19 protein-coding genes are annotated in these 20,670 nt (G+C 57.3%); 7 read left to right on the top strand and 12 right to left on the bottom strand.

Annotated features, from left to right (window positions below):
- Positions 1-4 precede the first annotated feature (4 nt).
- The 7 genes from tssG to ACJ8PE_RS02265 all read right to left on the bottom strand — a co-directional run bounded on the left by tssG (position 5) and on the right by ACJ8PE_RS02265 (position 7,233).
- Complete coding sequence (tssG, locus tag ACJ8PE_RS02295) at positions 5-1,033, bottom strand: type VI secretion system baseplate subunit TssG (protein WP_197793350.1); 1,029 nt, start codon at positions 1,031-1,033, stop codon at positions 5-7.
- Entirely contained in the window at positions 1,026-2,867 is a 1,842-nt protein-coding gene (gene tssF / locus ACJ8PE_RS02290) for a type VI secretion system baseplate subunit TssF (protein ID WP_197761188.1), read from the bottom strand. Before tssF ends, tssG begins: the two co-directional genes overlap by 8 nt.
- Before the next feature lie 11 nt (positions 2,868-2,878).
- Positions 2,879-3,325, bottom strand: a complete 447-nt coding sequence (locus ACJ8PE_RS02285; protein ID WP_015378391.1) for a type VI secretion system baseplate subunit TssE — start codon at positions 3,323-3,325, stop codon at positions 2,879-2,881.
- 81 nt (positions 3,326-3,406) lie between these two features.
- Positions 3,407-3,931 carry an Hcp family type VI secretion system effector gene (locus tag ACJ8PE_RS02280; RefSeq protein ID WP_004935369.1) on the bottom strand — a complete coding sequence of 175 codons (525 nt, stop codon included), beginning with the start codon at positions 3,929-3,931 and terminating at the stop codon, positions 3,407-3,409.
- A 231-nt stretch (positions 3,932-4,162) separates the two neighbouring features.
- Complete coding sequence (gene tssC / locus ACJ8PE_RS02275) at positions 4,163-5,689, bottom strand: type VI secretion system contractile sheath large subunit (RefSeq protein ID WP_033643662.1); 1,527 nt, start codon at positions 5,687-5,689, stop codon at positions 4,163-4,165.
- A complete protein-coding gene (gene tssB, locus ACJ8PE_RS02270) occupies positions 5,686-6,243 on the bottom strand; it encodes a type VI secretion system contractile sheath small subunit (RefSeq protein WP_033643663.1) in 558 nt (185 codons plus the stop codon). The genes tssC and tssB overlap by 4 nt, the downstream gene beginning before the upstream one ends.
- A gap of 24 nt (positions 6,244-6,267) precedes the next feature.
- A complete protein-coding gene (locus ACJ8PE_RS02265; RefSeq protein ID WP_033643664.1) occupies positions 6,268-7,233 on the bottom strand; it encodes an ImpA family type VI secretion system protein in 966 nt (321 codons plus the stop codon).
- Between the two features lie 1,609 nt (positions 7,234-8,842).
- On the opposite strand from ACJ8PE_RS02265, the gene ACJ8PE_RS02260 reads away from it, so the two are divergent.
- Entirely contained in the window at positions 8,843-9,277 is a 435-nt protein-coding gene (locus ACJ8PE_RS02260; protein ID WP_099782183.1) for a DoxX family protein, read from the top strand.
- Between the two features lie 58 nt (positions 9,278-9,335).
- Here the strand turns inward: ACJ8PE_RS02260 and ACJ8PE_RS02255 are convergent, their stop codons facing one another.
- Both ACJ8PE_RS02255 and ACJ8PE_RS02250 read right to left on the bottom strand, forming a co-directional pair.
- Entirely contained in the window at positions 9,336-9,968 is a 633-nt protein-coding gene (locus tag ACJ8PE_RS02255) for a helix-turn-helix domain-containing protein (RefSeq protein WP_197793352.1), read from the bottom strand.
- Positions 9,969-10,095: 127 nt separating this feature from the next.
- Positions 10,096-10,908: an IclR family transcriptional regulator domain-containing protein gene (locus tag ACJ8PE_RS02250; RefSeq protein ID WP_033643667.1), complete on the bottom strand. Its 813-nt coding sequence runs from the start codon at positions 10,906-10,908 to the stop codon at positions 10,096-10,098.
- 189 nt (positions 10,909-11,097) lie between these two features.
- Between ACJ8PE_RS02250 and ACJ8PE_RS02245 the strand changes: the two genes are divergently transcribed.
- The 5 genes from ACJ8PE_RS02245 to pcaDC are packed head-to-tail and all read left to right on the top strand — an operon-like array spanning position 11,098 to position 16,163.
- A complete protein-coding gene (locus ACJ8PE_RS02245) occupies positions 11,098-11,787 on the top strand; it encodes a 3-oxoacid CoA-transferase subunit A (protein ID WP_033651809.1) in 690 nt (229 codons plus the stop codon).
- An 11-nt stretch (positions 11,788-11,798) separates the two neighbouring features.
- On the top strand, positions 11,799-12,452 hold the full coding sequence (locus ACJ8PE_RS02240; protein ID WP_046687390.1) for a 3-oxoacid CoA-transferase subunit B: 654 nt from the start codon (positions 11,799-11,801) through the stop codon (positions 12,450-12,452).
- A gap of 10 nt (positions 12,453-12,462) precedes the next feature.
- A complete protein-coding gene (gene pcaF / locus ACJ8PE_RS02235; RefSeq protein ID WP_197793353.1) occupies positions 12,463-13,665 on the top strand; it encodes a 3-oxoadipyl-CoA thiolase in 1,203 nt (400 codons plus the stop codon).
- Positions 13,666-13,668: 3 nt separating this feature from the next.
- Complete coding sequence (locus ACJ8PE_RS02230) at positions 13,669-15,018, top strand: 3-carboxy-cis,cis-muconate cycloisomerase (RefSeq protein ID WP_197761181.1); 1,350 nt, start codon at positions 13,669-13,671, stop codon at positions 15,016-15,018.
- Positions 15,009-16,163, top strand: a complete 1,155-nt coding sequence (gene pcaDC, locus ACJ8PE_RS02225; RefSeq protein ID WP_197793377.1) for a bifunctional 3-oxoadipate enol-lactonase/4-carboxymuconolactone decarboxylase PcaDC — start codon at positions 15,009-15,011, stop codon at positions 16,161-16,163. Before ACJ8PE_RS02230 ends, pcaDC begins: the two co-directional genes overlap by 10 nt.
- Positions 16,164-16,172: 9 nt before the next feature.
- Here the strand turns inward: pcaDC and ACJ8PE_RS02220 are convergent, their stop codons facing one another.
- The 3 genes from ACJ8PE_RS02220 to pcaH are packed head-to-tail and all read right to left on the bottom strand — an operon-like array spanning position 16,173 to position 18,522.
- The gene (locus tag ACJ8PE_RS02220) at positions 16,173-17,105 is read right to left on the bottom strand and encodes a LysR substrate-binding domain-containing protein (protein WP_122003968.1); all 933 of its coding nucleotides are present in this window, start codon (positions 17,103-17,105) and stop codon (positions 16,173-16,175) included.
- Between the two features lie 59 nt (positions 17,106-17,164).
- Positions 17,165-17,785, bottom strand: a complete 621-nt coding sequence (pcaG, locus tag ACJ8PE_RS02215; protein WP_197761180.1) for a protocatechuate 3,4-dioxygenase subunit alpha — start codon at positions 17,783-17,785, stop codon at positions 17,165-17,167.
- Positions 17,785-18,522, bottom strand: coding sequence for a protocatechuate 3,4-dioxygenase subunit beta (gene pcaH, locus ACJ8PE_RS02210; RefSeq protein ID WP_047025389.1), 738 nt, complete (start codon positions 18,520-18,522; stop codon positions 17,785-17,787). Before pcaH ends, pcaG begins: the two co-directional genes overlap by 1 nt.
- A gap of 229 nt (positions 18,523-18,751) precedes the next feature.
- Here pcaH and ACJ8PE_RS02205 point away from each other — a divergent pair, with 229 nt between their 5' ends.
- Complete coding sequence (locus ACJ8PE_RS02205; protein ID WP_442536709.1) at positions 18,752-20,647, top strand: bifunctional sugar phosphate isomerase/epimerase/4-hydroxyphenylpyruvate dioxygenase family protein; 1,896 nt, start codon at positions 18,752-18,754, stop codon at positions 20,645-20,647.
- Positions 20,648-20,670: the final 23 nt, after the last annotated feature.

Genomic DNA, 20,670 nt, shown 5'->3' with positions numbered 1-20,670 from the left:
TATATTAAGTTGTTGATTGATAAACCAGCTGCCTAAACGTCCCTGTCTTAGGTTTCAGCCAGCTGTCTTTACCCAGCGACTTGCCGCCCAGCTGCGCCGCCATGCCCGGCTCCGTGGCAATCAGCAGGCTGACATCCAGCATCAGCTGATGGCTCGTAAAGTCATGACAGATGCTCACCAGCGCCTGCAGCCGCCGGCTGCCGCGCTGATACTGCTGATACTGCGGGGCCCCCAGCGGGCCGATCTGAATATGCGCGCCGTACTGGGCATCGAAAAAGCGGCTGCCGATGCGCGTGCTGCCCAACTTGCCCAGCTTTTGGCTGCCGCTTTGCTTGCCGTCATCGATCCACTTGGCGTAGCGCGGCGTAATCGTGATGGGAACGGCGAAATAGGCCGCCAACATCTTGTTGAGCTGCCGCAGCGAGCGGCGACCGGGCAGATAAGTGCCGGGGTACGCCTCGCGCAGGCGCTGGATATGCGGGTTCACCGTCAGCGCCGTATCGACGCCCACCGTCTGGCGCAAATGGCGCAAGAACGGGTTTTTGTCATCGTCATGCTCATGGCCGATCATCGCCTTCAGCTGCGCCCAGGCCCGGTAGTGCAATACGGCGAAGCGCTGGCTGACGATGCCGACGAACTGCTGGAACGCCTGGTTGCGTCTGGCGATGACTTCGGTGCGCGCGTGCTCTGTCACATGGATCGGCAGCGGGCCGTAGGGGGCGAACATGCCGAAATGCCGCGCCTGAATCAGCACTTGCTTAGGGCGCTGCACGATAGAGGCGATTTCACGCGAAGCGAACGCCATATCCGCCGGCTGGGTAATGCAAAGCCTTTCGCGGCTGCGATCGTTGGAGACGCCGAGCCGCGGCGCATCCGGCTGCGCGCGTTCGATACGCCGCAGCAGCTCGAAAAAATCCTGTCGATTGGACAGCCCGCGGATTTCGGCCTGGCCCGCGCTTTCGCTTTGCGCCCCCGGCGTCGGCGCCGGCTCCAACGAGAGCGCCGTTTCACGCATCAACGACATATCAGCCATAGTAGAGCGCCCCCCAGTCGGCGTGGATTTCCCCATCTAGCAACAGCTTCATGCTTAACGTTTGGTTCAGGTCGCCGTATTGGCTCAACGCGTGGTGCAATATTTTGCCGAACAGATAGGCGCCGTGGTCGGCATGATGGTTGGCGCTTAAGTTGACGGCGATCTCGGCTCCGCGGATCCAGGCCAGCGGCCCCGGCCCCTGATTGCGTTCGAAGTGGTGCTCCACCCAGGCGTTTTTGATGCTGGCGATGCGCTTGCGCTGGCTGGAGTCATCCTGATGGCAGAACAATGACAGCCAGTCGCGCAACAGCGCCGAACAATCCTGAACGTCGGGGCGCGCATGGCGCAAAGGATTGGAGGCCAGCATCTGGATCGCCTGCCACGCCTGGCTGATGTTTGGCACCGCGACCGGGTTGCTCGGGTAGCGGACGATCTCCACCTGGTGGATCGGCATCGCCGTTTCCAGCTGGAAATGCGGCTGCTGAAGGTGCGCCGGCACCAGATGCCGTTCGCATACCAGCGCCTCGACGCTGAGCGACGTGATGTCGTCGATGTCGATGCCGCTTTTGCCCGGCGATATCGCGATGAAGGTATCTTCGTTGGGCAGGTGCGGATTGTTGTACTTGGAGGGCGACGGCTCCCGGCGACGGTGCAGCGTATAACCGGCCGGCTCCCGCTCGCAGTCGTACTGCACGTCGGCCTGCAGCGAAGAGAAAATCACCGGGTTGCCGTCGGGCAGCATGCCTTTCACTTGTTTTACGCTGTGTATCTCATACAGCGAGGTGTTCAAACGATCGACCACCAGCTGGTGCTCCGTGCGCTCATCCGTCAGCAGCACCGGCGAGCAATGGCGGCGATACAGGTTGATGACCGGGGTCGCGAAAAGATGAAAATCCCTGGCGTTGACGCGACCGATCAGAGTGAGTGGGCGTTGCTCCAGCGCGAACAAGATCTCGAACTCGTGAACGCGTTCACATTGGCGCAGAAAATCCTGCACGCCATGCAGCTCCAGGCTGAAGAAGCGGCTTGGCGCGGCGAAGTATTCGCGCATCAGCCGGTTGCCGGGCAATTCCCCCACCACGGTGGGCAACAAGGCTTCTTCATCGCTGACGCCGCCCAGGCGCAAGCTGTCCGGCTGCAAGACTTTGACGATTGGCCGGTCGTCGCTTTTCGCCCATAGCACAATGCGCAAGGTGCGATTAAGCAACGCGGCCAGCAGCTGATTGGCCCGCACCGTATCTTCCGCCAGCGTCAGGTGCAACGGCTCGAGATCCAGCTCCGAGACGGGCAGCACGCCGTGCGTCGTCAGGCATATCCTGACGTAGGCCGAACAATCCTGCATGTGTCTGGCGGCGCCGTCAGGCAAATGGTGCGGCGGCAAAATCTCGCATTCCGCCAGTGAAATCTCAACGGGCTGCACTTTAATATGCCGCGCCGTGGTAAACGTGGCGGGTTTGTTGTTCAGCGAGATATCGTTGAGGGTCATGCGGCTCCCGCGCGGCAGGTCAACCTGGCTGTGCCACTGGGGAAAAGAGAGATCGGGCTTAATCGCGACGGTGGCGATCGCGGGAACCGGCGTATACCACAGCGGCGCCAGGCGTGAGAGCATTTGCAGGGCAAATTCCGGCTGTTCATTGTTCAGCTTTTCCTGGATGCGGGTGCAAAGGAACGCGGAGCCCTCCAACAGACGCTCAACGAAAGGATCCAGCACGCCGTCGATATGCATGCCTAAATGCTGGGCGACCTGGGGATGAGAAGAGGCGAACTGACGACCGGCCTCGCGAAAATAACGCAGCTCATCATTATATAATTGGAGAAAGCGCTCACTGAACATAGTCACCCCTATTAATCAAATACGTGTACGGCGCCACAGGAATAATCAAGAGCGATGCGCAAATTAACCAGCATTTCGTCACCCGGTAATGAGCAGGTGCCATAAATATCGAATAAAATCGCCAGCACATACGATTGGCGTTCATTCACTACAGGCACCACACGAATCGTTTTCGGATCCAGACGCGGCTCAAACGAAGTAATGATTCTTTGTATATGTCTCGCCAGCGTTAACGGATCGGTATTAATCGGTATGCGTTGGCTCAGCGACGGCAGGCCATAATTCAATACCGAACTTTCGCTGTGCGCATAATCATGAAGTTTCAAATCAGCGCTGCGCGATGCGTCATTCAGTAAAAATTCGATATCACGCACCAAAACACGCCGCCAATTATCGGCGCTGGCGCTTTGATGTCTCACGCTGAGCTTATCGAATAGCATGGGCAATGACGCTTTCATTTAACACCTCGCGATAAGGCTTATGTCTGCCCGCAATCGCTGCGGGCAGACAGCCTGCAATTAGTGTTGTGACATCAATGATCAGATACGGGCATTAAGCTTGAGGTCATACCCCGTCTTAATTACCGCACCCATGGAGCCATCATTGTTTTGCTCTTTGTACTCAACTTCGATACGTGCGAAATTCAGCTTGATAACGTCGGTTGGCAGCACGGTATCGATTTCAGTACCGATGGTGGAATTCAGCGGCATATTACCCACGGTCTTGAATGAAGAAACCAGGCAGTTGCTGAAGGTCACGGCAATGAAGTCTTGCTGACCCTGGCCTGATTTACGGCAAACAAGTTTTGCCTGAGGAATATGCTCGCCGGTGGCGCACATCAGGAACAGTTTCGGCGAAGCCTTATTGCTCACCATGCGAAACTCAAAGTCTTTCATCTCGACTTTGCCTGAACCGCCGCCGCTCCCGAACCCCCAACGGCCGGCGTTTTCTTCCGCCCATTGCCAGGCTTGCAGCTGAATCCAGCCAGGGTAGGTTTGGTCGGGTGATTCACCATCAACACCCTCAATTTTCAAAAAATAGTCTACTAAAGCTTTCGTGCTCATTTTTTGTCTCCTTGACTGATAGGTCTACTTCGTTAATTGAAAAGTCTATTCAGATAAGTCGTTATATTGCCTACGCGATCATTGAAATAGCGACAATGAGAACCCATTAGCCATTAATAAATAGCAATAGCGTAAAAAACAGCGCCACTAAATTTCAATGAAATATCAATTCCCACCAACGCCATTTAATAATTAACGTCGGCAATATCCAAACCAATGACCAGCCGTAACTTATCTGCTCCCATCTTTTTTGGCTGACGGAAGTTTTGATACAAGTCGCAAGGACACGGTCATGCCTTCCAACTGGTAATGCGGGCGCAAATAGAAATGCGCGCGGTAATAACCCGGATCGTCTTCCACATCTTCAACGCGCACCTCGGCGGCGGCTAATGGACGACGCGCCTTGGTCGCCTCGGTCGATACGGAAGGATCGCCATCGACATAGTTCATCAGCCAGTCATTCAGCCACAGCTGCATATCGTCCCTGGACCGAAAAGAACCGATTTTGTCGCGCACGATGCATTTCAAATAGTGCGCGAATCGGCACGTGGCGAAAATATAAGGCAAGCGCGAAGACAGCTTGGCGTTGGCCGTCGCGTCGGGATCCTCGTATTTCGCCGGCGCGTGCATGGTGCAAGAACCGATAAAAGCGGCGAAATCGGAATGCTTGCGATAGACCAGGGGCAAGAACCCGGCATCGGAAAGCTCTTGCTCGCGCCGATCGGAAATGGCCACTTCCGTCGGGCACGTCAGTTCATATCCGCCCTCATCGGAAGGAAACGCGTAGGCGGGCAGTTCTTCCACCGAGCCGCCGGATTCGATGCCGCGAATCTTTGAACACCAGCCGTACTCATGGAACGCGCGGTTGATGTTGACGCCCATCGCATACGCCGAGTTGGCCCAGGAAAAATCATCATCCACATCCGGCCTGACGGACTCCTCGAAAGCGAACTCTTCGATCGGGTTGGTTTTCGCCCCGTAAGGCAAACGCGACAGGAAACGCGGCATCGTCAACACCAGGTAACGCGAGTCGTTGCTTTCGCGCAGGCGGCGCCAGGACGCATATTCCGGCGTGGTGAAAATCTTGCCGATATCCCGCGGGTTGCCCAGTTCGTTCCACTTGCTCATCTGCAGCAGCGACGGCGACGCGGCGGAAATGAACGGGCAGTGCGACGCCGCGGAAATTTTCGCCAACTCGGTCAGCAACGTGACGCTCATCGGGCTGTGATCGAATTCAAAATCGCCGATGATGCAACCGAACGGCTCGCCGCCGAACTGACCATATTCCTGTTCGTAAATCTGTTTGAACACCGGGCTTTGATCCCAGGCGGAGCCCCGATAGCGGCGCAAATTGCGCGTCAGCTCATCCTGACTGATGTTCAACACCCGGATCTTGAGCGTTTCGCTGACGTTGGTGTTATCGACCAGATAACTCAGACCTTGCCAGGCGGACTCCAGCTTCTGGAACTCCTTGTGGTGCAAGATATTGTTCATCTGTTGCGAAAGCTGTTCGTCGATCTGGGCAATCAACGATTCAATGGTCAATACGACATCCTGGCTGACCTTGACCTTGCCTTTATTGGCATATTCGGACAGCGTGCCGATAGCCCGACGAACCGCTTCCGAAGCCTCGTTCGTTCTGGGCCGGAATGAACGCTTGAGCAAACCGTCAAGCTCATTTTCCGTTTCCTGCGTTTCAACTTCAGCGACTGCCGTAGCCTGCTGCTTAGCCGAATAGCGTCGTTGCCTCGCTCTCATTCCTCATCTCCTTTATTGCCGGAATCCTGCACATCCTGTTCCGCATCCGCGACCGTTTTACGCGCATCCGTCACCAAACGATGCAGAAAATCGGGTTTCTCCAGCAGATTCTTCACCACTTCTTCCGCGCTGGATTTACCATCCATATAGGTGATCAGCTCCGTGAGATGCTCCCGGGCTTCAAGCAGACGTTGCATCTGCGGAACCCGTTTGGCGATGGCGCCAGGCGTGAAGTCATCCATCGATTCAAACTCCAATTCCACATCCAGCAACGCATCGTCTTCGCTCAGGGTGTTCTCTACGTAAAATTGCAGACGAGGCTTGATGGCGCGCATGCGATCGTTGAAGTTGTCCTGATCAAAGGTCAGGAATTTCCGCTCTTCGATCGGCAGCAAAGGCTTTTTCCGATGCCCAGAGAGATCGGACATGACCCCCGTAACAAAGGGCAACTCCACTTTCTTTTGTGAACCGTATAGCTCTACGTCATATTCAATTTGCACGCGCGGCGCGTTATTTTTACCGATAAATTTCTGAGAGCTTGAGTCCTTAGCCATTGGAAAACTCCTTTGTGATAAAAATTACTTCCCGGACAATTGATTTAACGAGGCCAGAGATTCCGGCAAAAGCTCCTCAACAATCGTCGCGAAGTCCATACCGATCATTTTTTGTGAACGTCGAATAAGAATGGGGGCCGGATGGCTGGGCTCATAGTTTTGGAAATAGTCCAAAACCTGATCCAACAGCAAGATGACATCCTGCCGGGAACGGATATATTTGCCGGGCATGGCGACAGGCGCGTCAGCATCCGGCGAGTCAATCTCCGCGTCATCCCGTTCAGCCGGCAATTCCTGCTGTTCCAGTGAAGCCAGCTGGCGGTTGAACTGTTTCAAATAGTCGCGCACCTGCCGGCAGTCCAAACGATAATCTTCGGCCTGCAGATTGGCGTAATTCTCGACGCGCTCCAGCGCATCGATTTCCAGCGCCAATTGCTCTTTCAGCGAAGGCAGATTTCTGCCGGCAAAATAACTGTCGGCTTGCCCCAGCACCTTTACCACCTCCGAAAAATGCAGGCTTTTGCCTTCCTGCTCGTCAAGCCGCATATTCAGCAGCTCGTCGGTGGTTAACGGCGTGTCGGGAAAAATCTTGCTGTTCTTGATTTCGTGCAGGCAGGACGATGTGGCGAGCCACCCTAATGCGGCCGCATGAAAGCTGTCCGATGAGGGTTCCATATCCGCCTGAGGGAAAATGGTGGCGCCCTCCTCGGCATATTTGGCGTCAATATCCTTAATGCCCTGGTAGAAGGCCGAAAAACCGTCGATATGAAGATTAGCGCGCATAAACCACAGCACGACATGTAAATCGAAGCACTGTTCCAGCAACGCGGCAGACTGCTCGCGAATGGCGTGCCAATTGATATCACGCGCATTGTCTACGGCATTAAGCGGATCGGTTTGGCTGTCATATTCCGAAAGCGTGAATTCAATTTCACTGTATCGTGGATCAAATTCGACGCCATTCACTTCCGTTGAGATGACTTCATTCATGGCCTGATATCCTTTTCAATCAGCACTAGAAACATAAAGCCTAATAAAGCGGGCTTTTACGTTCGCCAGTCTTTCCCAGAGTCCTTTTAGCGTAAGTTAGTCGTCACCAAGCTCGCAAATTGTTTAGATGTATTAATATTAACAACAATAATAGATTGAACCTATCAATAGAATCACAGTGATCGGTTTAAACTATTTTACATTTACATATTTATTTTTTCCTTTTAAAATCAATAAATTGCAAACGATAATTATGCAAGCTAAGAATAGGAAAAAAATCAAAAACTGCCCTAAAAACAACGTTTCATCCTTGGTAGGATAATTCCAGTAATACCACTGGATACAAATAATTTAATTAGCAAATGATAACCACAGTAAATAGTGAAATTTTTTCATAAAACCATGACAGCCAGTCGTTTCTTGCAAGCGGGTAGCACGCAATGATCAATAGAAGACGATGGCAGTGTGACTTTCATTTCCAGCACTCGGTACTTACACATGCGAAACCTGGTGTGAAAATAAACAATTTGGCGAGAGTTTTGATTATTAATTTTAAAGCTAAAGCACAGATTAACATTCCGCCGTGGTGCACCGAATACCTATTGGTACACAAACAGCCTGGTGGATAAAGCATCGTTCTTTTATAGTTAACTCAGGGCAATGATCAGAATAATTTAAGATTCAATTCCCCTTCATGTGCGTTCTCATACGGCTTACCGCGGCAAAAGCACCACTGCGGTAAAAGGTCTCGCAGACTAAAGTGGCATCAGAGATATCATTTACTATAACCGCGAAATAACCACGTAAGCGCTGCAACGACAGTAACCGTGTTAAGACCAGCGATCTGTTCCATATACAAGAAATGTTTCCCTAACTGATAAGACCACTAATTTGATACTAGCAAAGGCAAAACCAATATCAAGAAAAAATATTATTTTTTTAATAAAAAAATAACAAATCAATATACATAAAACAAACAATTCAATAACTTAAAACAGCGCTGAATCGATTACTTTTACGCCAGGAAAAATAGTTCATGGAAATTTACACCCACTCATAACCCCCTCAGTCAATCTCACTCATTCTCTTCGGCATTGAATTGTCATCAAAAAATAAGAAAATCTATAAAAATAAAACCCGCCACTGGCCGTGCGTCCCACAGGATCAACTTTCGCAAGGCAAAATAAGCAAGATAATTCCCAATAAAAAGGCCGAAAAAAAGCGTTAATGATTTAGCGGTTCAAAATAAAAATAAAGGTAACTCTATTGGGTTATTAAAGCGAAAACGCGCACCTGTTCATTGCTACAAAAAAACCTTATGAATCTTTACGTTGCCCGTCCTTTGACAATCATTGATGAAAACGCAAATCAGGTAGCCAACACATACAGAAAAGAGATGGGCTGCGCGGCGGGCCAACCCTGCCGATGACTTTTCTCATCCCCGGTTCGGCCCGTGCGCACAGGTTATTCCGCCTAAAAATCAGACCGCATCGCTGGCCTCGTCCGGCAATTTAACGCCAAGCCCGCCGTTTTCCTGATCCAGAACAGCTTTCGCATTCACCCGACTGATATATTGATTGAAAATCATTCCTATTCAGGAGAAAAAGCCATGGTTAAGTCACTCAATGCGGCATTCACTCGCTTTTTTGACCACCCGGACGCAGGCAAATTGGCGCTCAGGCTAACCTTCGGCGGGCTGATGCTGTTTCACGGCGTCGCGAAAATTCAGCATGGCGTCGGCTGGATCGCCGATGCGTTACAACAACAAGGGCTGCCCGCCTTCATCGCCTATGGCGTATATGTTGGGGAGATCCTGGCGCCGATACTGATCGTTTTAGGGCTGTTCACCCGCCCCGCCGCAGGGGTTTACGCCCTCACGCTGGTGGTGGCGTTTTTGATGGTGGGCACCGGCAAGGTCTTCACCGTCACCGACGTCGGCGCCTGGGGCATTGAAAACGAACTGGTGTTCTTTATGGGTGGGGTCGCCATACTGCTGTTGGGCAGCGGTAAGTATGCCATCGCGCGCAATGAAGCCTATCGATAAACCGCGCTATCAATAAGGAGGCTCCTGGTCTGAGCCTCCTCTTTATCTATAACGGCCATTAACGGTCGGCCAGCCGGTAAACCGGTACCTTGCGCGTCGTGCCGGTCAGGGTGTCGAAAATCTCCGTTTCCGCCGTCACGATCGTCATGCCGGTTTTTCTTAGCCTGCGCACATCGGCGGCGATGCGTTGTATGCCGAACCAGAACAGTCCGTCCAGCGCCGTGACGCGCAGCCCCTGCTCCAGCGCCAGCTTAAGCCGCTCACGCGGCGCCTTGAGCGCCTTGGCGATTTCCCGGTAAGGCAGCGCGTCCACGCCCGACGCCGAGGTTCGGTGAATGCGGGTCGACAGACCGTATTGGAAGGCCTCGGGCACGTCGCTTAAATCACTCTTCAGGCTGTAAACGCAGCCAAAGCGCTTGCCGTTGAACACCACATTTTTTTGACTGATCGACAGCTCATCGCGCAGGCCGGCAATCAACTGCGGCGCCCGCACCAGCAATAAGCGAAACGGCAATTCGAAACTGGTCACATAGTCCACGTTGAGCAACGCAATGCGCAGGCGCTCTTCCGCGCCCGCCTGCGTCTGACGACACTCGTTCAACACCTCGCTCCACTGGCGCGCAAGCCGCGGGGCTTCATCCAGCGGCGCGAAATGGTATTTCTCGATGTGGTAGTCGATTCTTTCGTTCATGTCCGTTGGCCCCCGCGTCAGTCATCATGCCCTCAGCAAATTACCTTACCCGCGGCCCACAATACAACACCGCACCGCGCCGCAAGACGCGGAAAAAATCGGCCGCATACGCCCCCTGCGCGCTCGCTCAAGGTGAGTCGTGCAGCAGCAGCGATATCTCTTCGGCGGCCGAGCGCAACAAAGGCAGGTGGTGCTGGTGCAAACGCTCTGCGGAAACCTGGCCGGCATGCACGCCGACGTTCAACGCCGCGGCGATGCGGCCGTCCGGCGTGGTGAGCGGCACCGCCAGTGAACGCAGGCCAATCTCCAGTTCCTGATCGTTGATGGCATATCCCTGCTGACGCACGCGCGCCAGCTCTTCCCGCAATGCGCTGACGCTCACCAGGGTATGGCTGGTGTAACGCAGTTGAGTCAATCGCGCCAAATAGTCGTTCAACGTCTCACTGGCGAGCCCGCTGAGCAGCACCCGCCCCATCGACGTCGTGCTGGCGGGTAAGCGACTGCCGACGTGCAAATCGATGGTCATGATCCGCGAAGTTGATGCGCGGGCGATATAAAGAATGTCATCGCCGTCCAATATGGCCATGGAACAGGACTCATTGAGCGTCTGGCTGAGTTGCCTCAACACCGGCTGCGCGGCGTTGGCCAACGGCGAAGCCCCCAGCCAGTTGTGACCCAGCGACAAGACGCGCGGGCGCAGCTCATAATTCTTGCCGTCTTCCGCGTACACAAAGCCCAGCTTACTCAGGGTGTAAAGGCAGCGGCGCACCGCCGCGCGCGGAATGCCGGTACGCTGGCTAATCTGCGACACCGACATCAGCCGCCGCTGCGGCGTAAAAGCCTGCAGGACCTCCAATCCTCGCGCCAAAGAGGCCATAAAGTCGGGATCCCCCTTCCAGGGATCGGTGCTGCTGCGCGTAATTTCCTGTTCTTTTTCCATTCTCGTTACCCCGCTGTCTGCCTGAAATATCGGTGTGCCGACGATCACAACCTGCGAATGCCTCTCAAATAATAGCCGATAATCGCACACTTTTTCGATAATCGGTATTGTTTGCCTGAAAGGGACGATCTACTTTTCCCATTGACGATAAACACTCCCCCGGCGGGCGCCGAATGAAAGGAACAACTGATGATCGATAAAAGTGTGGCCACCCTGGAAGACGCCGTGTCCATCATTCCGGACGGCGCGAGCATCATGATTGGCGGCTTTGGCCCCGCGGGACAGCCGCTGGAACTGATCGATGCGCTGATTGAACACGGTGCCCGCGAGCTGACGGTAATCAGCAATAACGCCGGCAACGGCGACAGCGGCCTCGCGGCGCTGCTCAAGACCGGCTGTGTGCGAAAGATGATTTGTTCCTTCCCGCGCCAGGCCGATTCGTGGGTCTTTGACGACCTTTATCGCCGCGGCGCGATCGAACTGGAACTGGTGCCTCAGGGCAACCTTGCCGCCCGCATGCAGGCCGCCGGCAGCGGGTTGGGCGGCATTTTCACCCCAACCGCCTTTGGCACGCCGCTGGCGCAAGGCAAAGAAACGCGTGAAATCGACGGACGGCATTACGTGTTTGAAACGCCCTTAAAGGCGGATTTCGCCTTGATAAAGGCCCATCGGGGTGACCGCTGGGGCAATCTGGTTTACCGCAAAGCGGCGCGTAATTTTGGCCCGGTGATGGCGATGGCCGCCGCCACGACGATAGCGCAGGTCGCTGAATTGGTGCCGCTTGGCGCACTGGATCCGGAAAACGTGATAACGCCGGGCATCTTCGTCCAGCGCCTGGTAGCGGTGGCGCACCCCGCGACCTTTTCCCTCTCTGCCTGAGGAGTCATAACATGCAAAAATTAACCCGCGACCAATTAGCCCAACGGGTAGCGCGCGATATTCCGGAAGGCGCCTACGTCAACCTCGGGATTGGGCTGCCGACCCGCATCGCTAACTACCTGCCCGCCGACAAAGAGGTGATTCTGCACAGCGAAAACGGCCTGCTCGGCATGGGGCCGTCACCCGCGCCGGGCGAAGAAGATCCGGAACTCATCAACGCCGGTAAAGAACGGGTGACCTTGCTGCCCGGCGGCAGTTATTTCCATCACGCCGACTCTTTTACCATGATGCGCGGCGGCCACCTCGATATCTGCGTGATGGGGGCGTATCAGGTCTCGGCTGCCGGCGATCTAGCCAACTGGAGCACCGGCGCCGAAGACGCAATCCCGGCGGTGGGCGGCGCCATGGATCTGGCCATCGGCGCGCGCAAAGTCTATGTGATGATGGACTACCTGACCAAGACCGGCGAATGCAAGCTGGTGGAACAGTGCAGCTACCCGTTGACCGGGTTGGCCTGCGTCAGCCGCATTTATTCGGATATGGCAATCATTGATATCACCCCGGACGGCCCGCAGGTGCTGGAGCTGTGTCCGGGGCTCACCTTTGACGCGCTGCAAGCGTTAACCCCGATACGTTTACTGCAATCTGACTTGATCCCCGCTTGAGGAAATCGCCATGCAACAGGCTTTTATCTGCGATGCCGTTCGTACGCCATTCGGCCGTTACGGCGGCGCATTATCCGCGCTGCGCGCCGACGATTTGGCCGCTCTGCCCCTGAAGGCGCTGCTAGCCCGACTGCCGCAGTTGGATCCCCACGCCATTGATGACGTTATTCTGGGGTGCGCCAACCAGGCCGGTGAAGACAACCGCAACGTGGCGCGAATGGCGCTGCTGTTGGCCGGATTGCCCCACACCGTGCCGGGCACCACCCTCAATCGCCTGTGCGGTTCGGGATTGGACGCGGTAGGCATGGCGGCGCGCGCCATTAAATGCGGCGAAGCGGAGGTCATCATCGCGGGCGGCGTGGAAAGCATGTCGCGCGCGCCCTTTGTCACCGGCAAAGCGGACAGCGCCTTCAGCCGATCGCTGAAAATGGAAGATACGACGATGGGATGGCGCTTTATCAACCCGCAGATGCGCGCGCGGTTCGGTGTCGAAACCATGCCTGAAACCGCCGAAAATGTGGCTCGCGATTTCGCCGTCAGCCGCGCCGATCAAGACGCCTTTGCATTGCGCAGCCAACAGCGCACCGCCCGCGCTCAGGAGCTGGGCCTGTTTGATGAGGAACTGATCGCCGTCAGCATTCCGCAACGCAAAGGCGAGCCGCTCAGCCTGGTTCGCGACGAACATCCCCGCAGCACCTCTTTGGCCGCGCTGTCCGCCCTGAAAGGCGTCGTGCGCCCCGAGGGGAGCGTCACCGCCGGCAACGCCTCGGGCATCAACGACGGGGCCAGCGCCCTGCTCATTGCCAGCGAACGCGCGGCGGTGCAGTATGGACTCGCCCCGCTGGCGCGTGTGATCGGCATGTCCGCCTGCGGCGTAGAGCCGCGCATCATGGGTTACGGGCCGGTTCCCGCGATCCGCAAAGTGCTGGCGCAAACCGGTTTGAGCCTGGCGCAAATGGACGTCATCGAGTTGAATGAAGCCTTTGCCGCCCAGGCGCTGGCCGTGACGCGCGCCCTGGGACTGCCGGATGACGCGGAACAGGTCAACCCTAACGGCGGCGCTATCGCGCTGGGGCATCCCCTGGGGGCATCCGGCGGCAGGTTGGCCATGACCGCCGCTTATCAACTGCGGCGCACCGGCGGGCGTTTTGCCCTGTGCACCATGTGCGTCGGTGTCGGGCAAGGCGTCGCCTTGATTCTGGAACGGATATAACGAATGTCTCTCTATAGCGCAATGTTTATGGCTTCGCCATTAACGCCCTGCTTCAGCGACACGGCGCTGCTGCAGGGCATGCTTGATTTCGAAGCCGGCCTGGCGCAGGCCCTGGCGTCTGCAGGGATTATCGATGACGCTTCCGCGCGGATCATACGCAGCCACTGCCAGGCGGAAAAGCTCGACGCCGCCGCGCTGACGCAGTCCGCCGGATTGGCGGGCAATTTAGCCATTCCCCTCGTCAAACAATTGACGGCGTTGGTGGCGCAAACCTCACCGGAAGCGGCGCGTTTCGTTCACTGGGGGGCGACCAGTCAGGATGCGATTGACAGCGGGCTGATGCTGCAACTGCGCAGCGCGTTCGATAAAACCGACGCGCTGCTCAACCAGCTGATTGCGGCGCTGACGGCGCAATGCCGGCGCCATAGCGCAACGTTAATGGTGGGCCGCACCTGGCTGCAACACGCTTTGCCAACGACGCTGGGGCTGAAGCTGGCCGGCACGCTGGACGCCTTGCTGCGCTATCGGGCTCGTCTGGCTGAAATGCGGCCACGCGTGCTCGCGTTGCAATTCGGCGGCGCGGCCGGCACGCTCGCCTCGCTCGGCGAACAGGGCGAGCGCGTTGAGCGGGCGCTGGCGCAAGCGCTGGCCCTGCCGCGCAGCGCCACGCCGTGGCATACCCAACGCGATCGGTTGTTGGAGCTGGCGAGTTGGTATGCCGGCCTGACGGGCTCGCTCGGCAAGCTGGCGCGCGACATGTCTTTGTTGATGCAGACCGAAGTCGCTGAAATCAGCGAACCGTCGGCCCCCGGACGCGGCGGCTCCTCCACGATGCCGCATAAGCGTAATCCAGTGCTCTGTGCCGCCATCCTCAGCGCGGCCAACCGTCTGCCTGCGTTGATGTCGGGATTGTATGCCGGCCTGGTGCAGGAGCACGAACGTGCGCTGGGCGGCTGGCAGGCCGAGTGGCAAAGCCTGCCGCAGCTCCTGGTGCTGAGCGGGGCGGCATTGGCGCAAAGCCTGGATCTCATTAACGGTCTGGAGGTGCATGAAGCGGCGATGAGGCGCAATCTGGCGCTGACGCAGGGGCTGATCATGGCTGAATCGGTTACCCTGGCCTTGGCCCCCACCCTCGGCCGTCAACAGGCGCACCATCATATAGAACGGTGCTGCCGGCAAGCCCTGGCCACCCAGCAACCCCTGTTAACCCTTCTGTGCGCCGATGCGGAAGTCTCTTCCCGACTCAGCCGGGAAACCCTGGAAACCTTGCTCGATCCGGCCAATGCCACCGGCAGCACGCAGCGTTTCATTCAACAAGTCCTGGCGATGGCCGAGAGGGAGCAATCATGTTGAATTATGTCCTTGAGGGGCCTGAAAACGCCCCGGTTATTCTGTTTGGCAACTCGCTGGGCACCTCATTGGCAATGTGGCAGCCGCAGCGCGACGCGTTCATCGCCCACTATCGCATTCTGCGCTACGACGTTGCCGGCCACGGCGACTCTGCGCCCGATGAACAGCCCGGCTCGCTGGCGCGACTGGGCGAACAGGTGCTGTCCCTGCTGGACACTCTGGCGATTGATCGGGTGCATTTCTGCGGCATCTCTATGGGGGGGCTGACGGGGTTATGGCTGGCGCGCTTTCATGCCGATCGCTTGCTGACGCTGACGATCGCCAATAGCGCCGCGAAAATCGGGGTGACGGAGCTTTGGCGAGAACGCGCCGCGCGGGTGCGCCAGTGCGGCATGTCCGCCGTCAGCGATGGCGCGGCAGCGCGCTGGTTCACCCCGGCATTTTGCCAATCCGCTCCCGTGAGGGTGCAAACCGTCGTGCAACAGCTCACCGCCTGCGATCCCGAGGGCTATGCCGCTTGCTGCGACGCGCTGGCGACCGCCGATTTACGCGCCGAGCTGGCAGGCATCCGCGTTCCGACGCTGGTTATCGCCGGACATGAGGATGCGGTAACGACCGTCGACGATGCAAAAGCCTTGGCGGCAGGCATTCCCGACGCGCAATGCGTCATCCTGCCCGCCGCCCACCTGTCCAGCATCGAAGCCTGGCGGGCATTTAACCGCGCGTTCCGGGCCTTTTTGGATGAGCAGCTCACGCAGCGGCAACGTTATCAGCAAGGCCTGACGGTGCGCAGAGCGGTGTTGGGCGATGAGCATGTCGATAATACCCTCGCGGCGCTGTCGCCGCTCAACGAGGAGTTTCAGCATTTCATCACTCGCTACGCCTGGGGGGAAATATGGACGCGTCCGGGCTTGTCGCGCCATACCCGCAGCCTGATCACCATCGCGATGCTGATCGCCTTGAATCGCGAAGCTGAGCTGAAAATGCATATCCGGGCCGCCTTCAATAACGGCGTCACGCGTGAAGAGATCAAAGAAGTTCTGATGCATGCGGCGCTTTACTGCGGCTTACCCGCCTCGAACGCCGCTTTTCATCTGGCGCAGTCCGTCTTTGCCGAATACGACGCCGGGCGGCGACCGGACGACTAGAAGACACGGTTATACCGGCACATCCAGCACCCTTTGGCGCAGCGCAGCAACCAGGCGCTGCTGCTCAGGGGACGAGAGCGCCTCTTGCCGGGTAATGATGCCCAGCGGCTCGGCCATGCCCTGGGTAGGCAACGGCAGCGCACGCAGGTGATTGCTGAACAAGTCGTCACGCACCGCGCCGTAAGGCACCAGCCACACATAGCCATACTGTAGCGTCAGGCAGCGCGCCAGCGTGACCGACAACGTCTCGACGCACCCTTCCGGCACCGCCAGCCCGTGGCTGACAATGAGCGCCTCCGCATTCTGACGCGGCACCGTACCCCGCGGGGAGAGCACCAATGGCCAGCTCAACGCTTCCGCCAGCGAGACATCCGAATGCAACAGCGGATGATGAGGAGCAACCACCAGCCGCAGCGTTTCATGGTACAGCAGCTCGAAGTTGAGCCCCTCCATGCGGGAGGGGTCTGACATGCGCCCGATGCCTAACGTTAATTGCCCCGATCTCACCGCCATCATCAGCGCATCGTTGGCCAGCGTCGTAACCTGCATGCGCCAGCCGGGGGATTGCTGCTGCAACCCCACCACGACCGGCGCGACCAGGCTCACCAGCGTGGTGGGCAGCGCGCCGATATGCAGCGGCGCCGGCAGCGCCTCGCTGTCCGAGGCAAGCGTGCGCCCCAACACATTCAGCGCATCCAAAACGCGGCTGGCATCCTGCAGGAAACGCGTTCCGGCGGCGGTCAGTTCCGCCCCCTGCCGATTTCGCGAAAAAAGGCGCTCGCCGGCCAGGCTTTCCAGTTCGTTGAGCGTTTTAGAGAGCGCGGGCTGCGTGATGCCCAATTGCTGTGCGGCGCGCACCAACGTCCCCTGTTGCGCGGTAGCGACAAAGGCGTGCAGATGACGAAGGCGGATGCGTTGGCTAAAGCGAGAAGTCATGTTCATGATTTATAGTATTAACTTGCCGCCGGCGCGGCAAGCTCATTGTCAGGGCGAACGGAGGATCAAATATCAAAAAAAACGGTTTCGTTCTCGCCCTGTAACCAGATGTCGAAATGGTACACCGTCTGATCCCCGCGCTGCCGCCTTTGCGCCAATAACGTGCTGCGCCGTTTTTCCCACTCGATGAGATTCAACACCGGATCTTCGGCATTGGCCGCCTGTTCGTCGGCAAAGTAGAGACGCGTGTTCAACCCGATGTTGATGCCGCGGGCCACTATCCACAGATTGAGATGGGGCGCCATCAACCGGCCGTCGCGCCCCGTCACGCGCCCCGGTTTAATCGTCTCGAATTGCCACAGGCCGCTGGTGAAATCCGAACAGGTTCGCCCCCAGCCGCGAAACGCCGGATCGTCGGGTTTATCCAACTGGCCGTCGGCGGGGTGCTGATATCGCCCGGCGGCGTTGGCCTGCCAGACTTCGACCAGCGCGTCTCGAACCGGCGTGCCGGAGCCGTCATAGACATGCCCTTCCACCACGATGCGCTCCCCGCGCGTCTCCGGTTGCGTCAATACATGGGTAAAATTACGCTCGAAAATATCAAAGCCGGCGGCATGCGGCGCCAAACCGATGTGCACATAAGGCCCGGCGGTTTGCGAGGCCGTTTCAGCCAAATACTTTTTCATCACGCGGCTCCCTGTGTACGGTTCTCAAACCACGTGGCTCGATGGCCCCGCAGCACCAGATCGAAGCGGTAAGCCAGACTGTCCAGCGGCACGGCGGCGTGCATATCCAGCTCGGCAATCAGCGTGCGCATCGCATCGTCACTGCCTACCGACTGCAAGATGGGGCAGCGAACGAGCAACGGATCGCCTTCGAAATACATCTGCGTGATCAACCGCTGCGCGAACGCCTCGCCGGAGAGCGAGAAGTGAATATGCGCCGGACGCCAGTCGCTGACCTGATTGCGCCAGGGATACGGGCCCGGCTTGATGGTACGAAAACAGTAATACCCGTTGTCGTCGGTCAGCATCCTGCCGCAGCCGCCAAAGTTGGGATCGATAGGCGCCAGATACTGATCTTTCTTGTGACGATAGCGCCCTCCCGCATTGGCCTGCCATACCTCGACCAGAGCGTTGCGCACCGGCGCCCCGAAGGCATCGCGCACAAATCCATGCACGATGATCCGCTCGCCGATCGGTAAGCCGTCTTTGGCGTAATTCAGAATCAGATCGTGATCCATCGGGCCGATATCCGTTGGCGTGAAGACGGGAGCGGTCAGTTCAGACAGCGAGTTTTGCAATGAAATTAATGCATTGCGCGGCGACCGCAGCACGCTGGTTTTATACAGCGGCGCCAGCGCCGGCGGGTGATGACTGTAATCGCGATGCACCAGTTCTCGCGCCATCCAATCACTTTTCATCCCGGTATCCTTATTATTTGAGGGTACATGTCGACAGAGTGTAGGAAGCGCAATATGTAAAAGTAAAGTGAGAAAACCGATCGCTTTATATAACCAAAAGTAATGTAATGTTCTGAATTGACGAAACATTTCATTTGGTCCATAACATGATTCAATTCCCGTCGGTGGTCCGCCTCGCTGCTGAATGGTCGCTTTCAGGTCATCCATGACCGCTTAACTGGAGGCAATGATGAAACGTTCTATCGCGACGGTCTCGGTATCGGGTTCGCTGCCGGAAAAACTGCGGGCTATCGCCGCCGCAGGCTTTGATGGCGTCGAAATTTTCGATAACGATCTGGTCTACTACCCCGGCTCACCGGCGGAAATCCGTGAGTTGTGCGCCGAACTGGGCCTGGAAATTTTACTGTTCCAACCGTTTCGGGACTTCGAAGGAGGCCCGCGCGAAACGCTGGCGCAGAACCTTTCCCGCGCAGCGCGCAAGTTCGAAGTCATGCAGCAACTGGGCTGTTCTCGCATGCTGCTCTGCAGCAATGTCTCGCCCGACAGCAGCGAAGACATGGCCACGCAAGTGAGCGATTTGCGCGCGTTGGCGGAGTTGGCCGCCGAGTATGATATTACTGTCGGTTATGAAGCACTGGCCTGGGGACGTCACGTGAATATGTGGCGCGACGCCTGGGCGCGCGTGAAGGCCGTAGATCATCCGGCGTTGGGGATCATTCTCGATAGTTTTCATATCCTGTCGCGCGGCGATAACCTCGATGGCCTCGAGGACGTGCCGCCCGAAAAAATCGTGTTTGTCCAACTGGCGGACGCCCCGCTGTTGAAGATGGATGTGCTCGCCTGGAGTCGCCATTTCCGCTGCTTCCCCGGCCAAGGGGAGCTGAATCTGACCCAGTTCATGACCCAACTTTCCGCGCATGGCTATCGCGGCGCCTGGTCGCTGGAGATATTTAACGATGGTTTCCGCGCCTCGCCGGTGCTCCCCACGGCCCAGGACGGTTTCCGATCGTTGTTGTGGCTGGAGGAGCAAACCTATGACTGGTTGGCCAAACAGCCTCTGCTGCCCAACGCCATGGCCTCGCTCATGGAACGTTCCTTATTCCATTCGCAGCCGCATCCACCCTTGCTGGCGCTGGAGTTTATCGAATTTGCCGTCTCGCACAACGACGGGCTGGCGATGGGCCAATGGCTGACGCAGCTGGAATTGGTTCACGCCGGCGAGCACCGCTCCAAAAGCGTCGCCCTCTATCGCAACGGCAAAGTGAATGTCATTCTGAATGCCCAGCCGGAAAGCCAAGCCAGCGGCTATTATCACCTGCACGGCATTTCCCTGTGCGCCGTGGCGTGGCGGGTGCGCGGCGTAGCGCGTTTACTGCAACGGGCGCAAGACTACGGGTACGCCATCTGGCAAGGCGAAACCGGCCCCAACGAGCGGCAAATCCCCGCGCTGTGCGCACCGGACGGCAGCCTGATTTATCTGGTGGAAGCGGACGAAGATCCCAAGAACGATATTTATCACGCCGATTTTCATCTGACGCATCGCAGCGCGCCGCCGCCCGCGCTGCAGAGCATCGATCACCTGGCGATTGCGCTGGCGGATGAATCGAGCGGCAACTGGATCATGTTCCTGCGCAGCGTGCCGGGTTTTGTGCAGGACAACGAGTGGGAATTGCCCGATCCGCTGGGTTTGGTTCGCAGCCGCGTCTTGCGCAGCCCCAACGACGCCATCCGGCTGCCGCTGAATATGTCGGTGAGCCGGGAAACGCAAATCGCCCAGGCGTTAACCGCCTATCAGGGCGCAGGCTTACAGCACGTCGCCTTTGGCTGCGAGGATCTGTTCAGCATGGTGAAAGCGGCGCAGGCGCGCGGATTAAAAACGCTGCGTATTCCCGATAACTACTATCACGATCTCAGAGCGCGTTTCGATCTGGACCCCGCTTTCCTCTCACAGCTGCAAGCGGGCAATGTGCTCTACGATCGAGACGATCAGGGCGGAGAATTGCTGCATGTCTACACCGTGCCCTATGAAAAAGGCCGCTTCTTCTTCGAACTTCTGGAGCGCCGAGGCGGCTACCGCGGCTTTGGGGCCGCCAACGCCCCGGTTCGGCTCACCGCCATGCGTTAATCGCGCGGGCCATCACGGCCCGC

This window comes from Serratia sp. CY74737, from assembly GCF_052166775.1.
Classification (GTDB): Bacteria; Pseudomonadota; Gammaproteobacteria; order Enterobacterales; family Enterobacteriaceae; genus Serratia; species Serratia ureilytica.
The sequence above is the reverse complement of the archived record's forward strand: the minus strand, read 5'-3'. Positions and strand labels throughout refer to the sequence as shown.

Bases quoted from the DNA above. Each gene is read 5' to 3' on its own strand.
- tssG (WP_197793350.1), bottom strand. From the start codon at position 1,033: ATGGCTGATATGTCGTTGATGCGTGAAACGGCGCTCTCGTTGGAGCCG.
- tssF (WP_197761188.1), bottom strand. From the start codon at position 2,867: ATGTTCAGTGAGCGCTTTCTCCAATTATATAATGATGAGCTGCGTTAT.
- ACJ8PE_RS02285 (WP_015378391.1), bottom strand. From the start codon at position 3,325: ATGAAAGCGTCATTGCCCATGCTATTCGATAAGCTCAGCGTGAGACAT.
- ACJ8PE_RS02280 (WP_004935369.1), bottom strand. From the start codon at position 3,931: ATGAGCACGAAAGCTTTAGTAGACTATTTTTTGAAAATTGAGGGTGTT.
- tssC (WP_033643662.1), bottom strand. From the start codon at position 5,689: ATGAGAGCGAGGCAACGACGCTATTCGGCTAAGCAGCAGGCTACGGCA.
- tssB (WP_033643663.1), bottom strand. From the start codon at position 6,243: ATGGCTAAGGACTCAAGCTCTCAGAAATTTATCGGTAAAAATAACGCG.
- ACJ8PE_RS02265 (WP_033643664.1), bottom strand. From the start codon at position 7,233: ATGAATGAAGTCATCTCAACGGAAGTGAATGGCGTCGAATTTGATCCA.
- ACJ8PE_RS02260 (WP_099782183.1), top strand. From the start codon at position 8,843: ATGGTTAAGTCACTCAATGCGGCATTCACTCGCTTTTTTGACCACCCG.
- ACJ8PE_RS02255 (WP_197793352.1), bottom strand. From the start codon at position 9,968: ATGAACGAAAGAATCGACTACCACATCGAGAAATACCATTTCGCGCCG.
- ACJ8PE_RS02250 (WP_033643667.1), bottom strand. From the start codon at position 10,908: ATGGAAAAAGAACAGGAAATTACGCGCAGCAGCACCGATCCCTGGAAG.
- ACJ8PE_RS02245 (WP_033651809.1), top strand. From the start codon at position 11,098: ATGATCGATAAAAGTGTGGCCACCCTGGAAGACGCCGTGTCCATCATT.
- ACJ8PE_RS02240 (WP_046687390.1), top strand. From the start codon at position 11,799: ATGCAAAAATTAACCCGCGACCAATTAGCCCAACGGGTAGCGCGCGAT.
- pcaF (WP_197793353.1), top strand. From the start codon at position 12,463: ATGCAACAGGCTTTTATCTGCGATGCCGTTCGTACGCCATTCGGCCGT.
- ACJ8PE_RS02230 (WP_197761181.1), top strand. From the start codon at position 13,669: ATGTCTCTCTATAGCGCAATGTTTATGGCTTCGCCATTAACGCCCTGC.
- ACJ8PE_RS02220 (WP_122003968.1), bottom strand. From the start codon at position 17,105: ATGAACATGACTTCTCGCTTTAGCCAACGCATCCGCCTTCGTCATCTG.
- pcaG (WP_197761180.1), bottom strand. From the start codon at position 17,785: ATGAAAAAGTATTTGGCTGAAACGGCCTCGCAAACCGCCGGGCCTTAT.
- pcaH (WP_047025389.1), bottom strand. From the start codon at position 18,522: ATGAAAAGTGATTGGATGGCGCGAGAACTGGTGCATCGCGATTACAGT.
- ACJ8PE_RS02205 (WP_442536709.1), top strand. From the start codon at position 18,752: ATGAAACGTTCTATCGCGACGGTCTCGGTATCGGGTTCGCTGCCGGAA.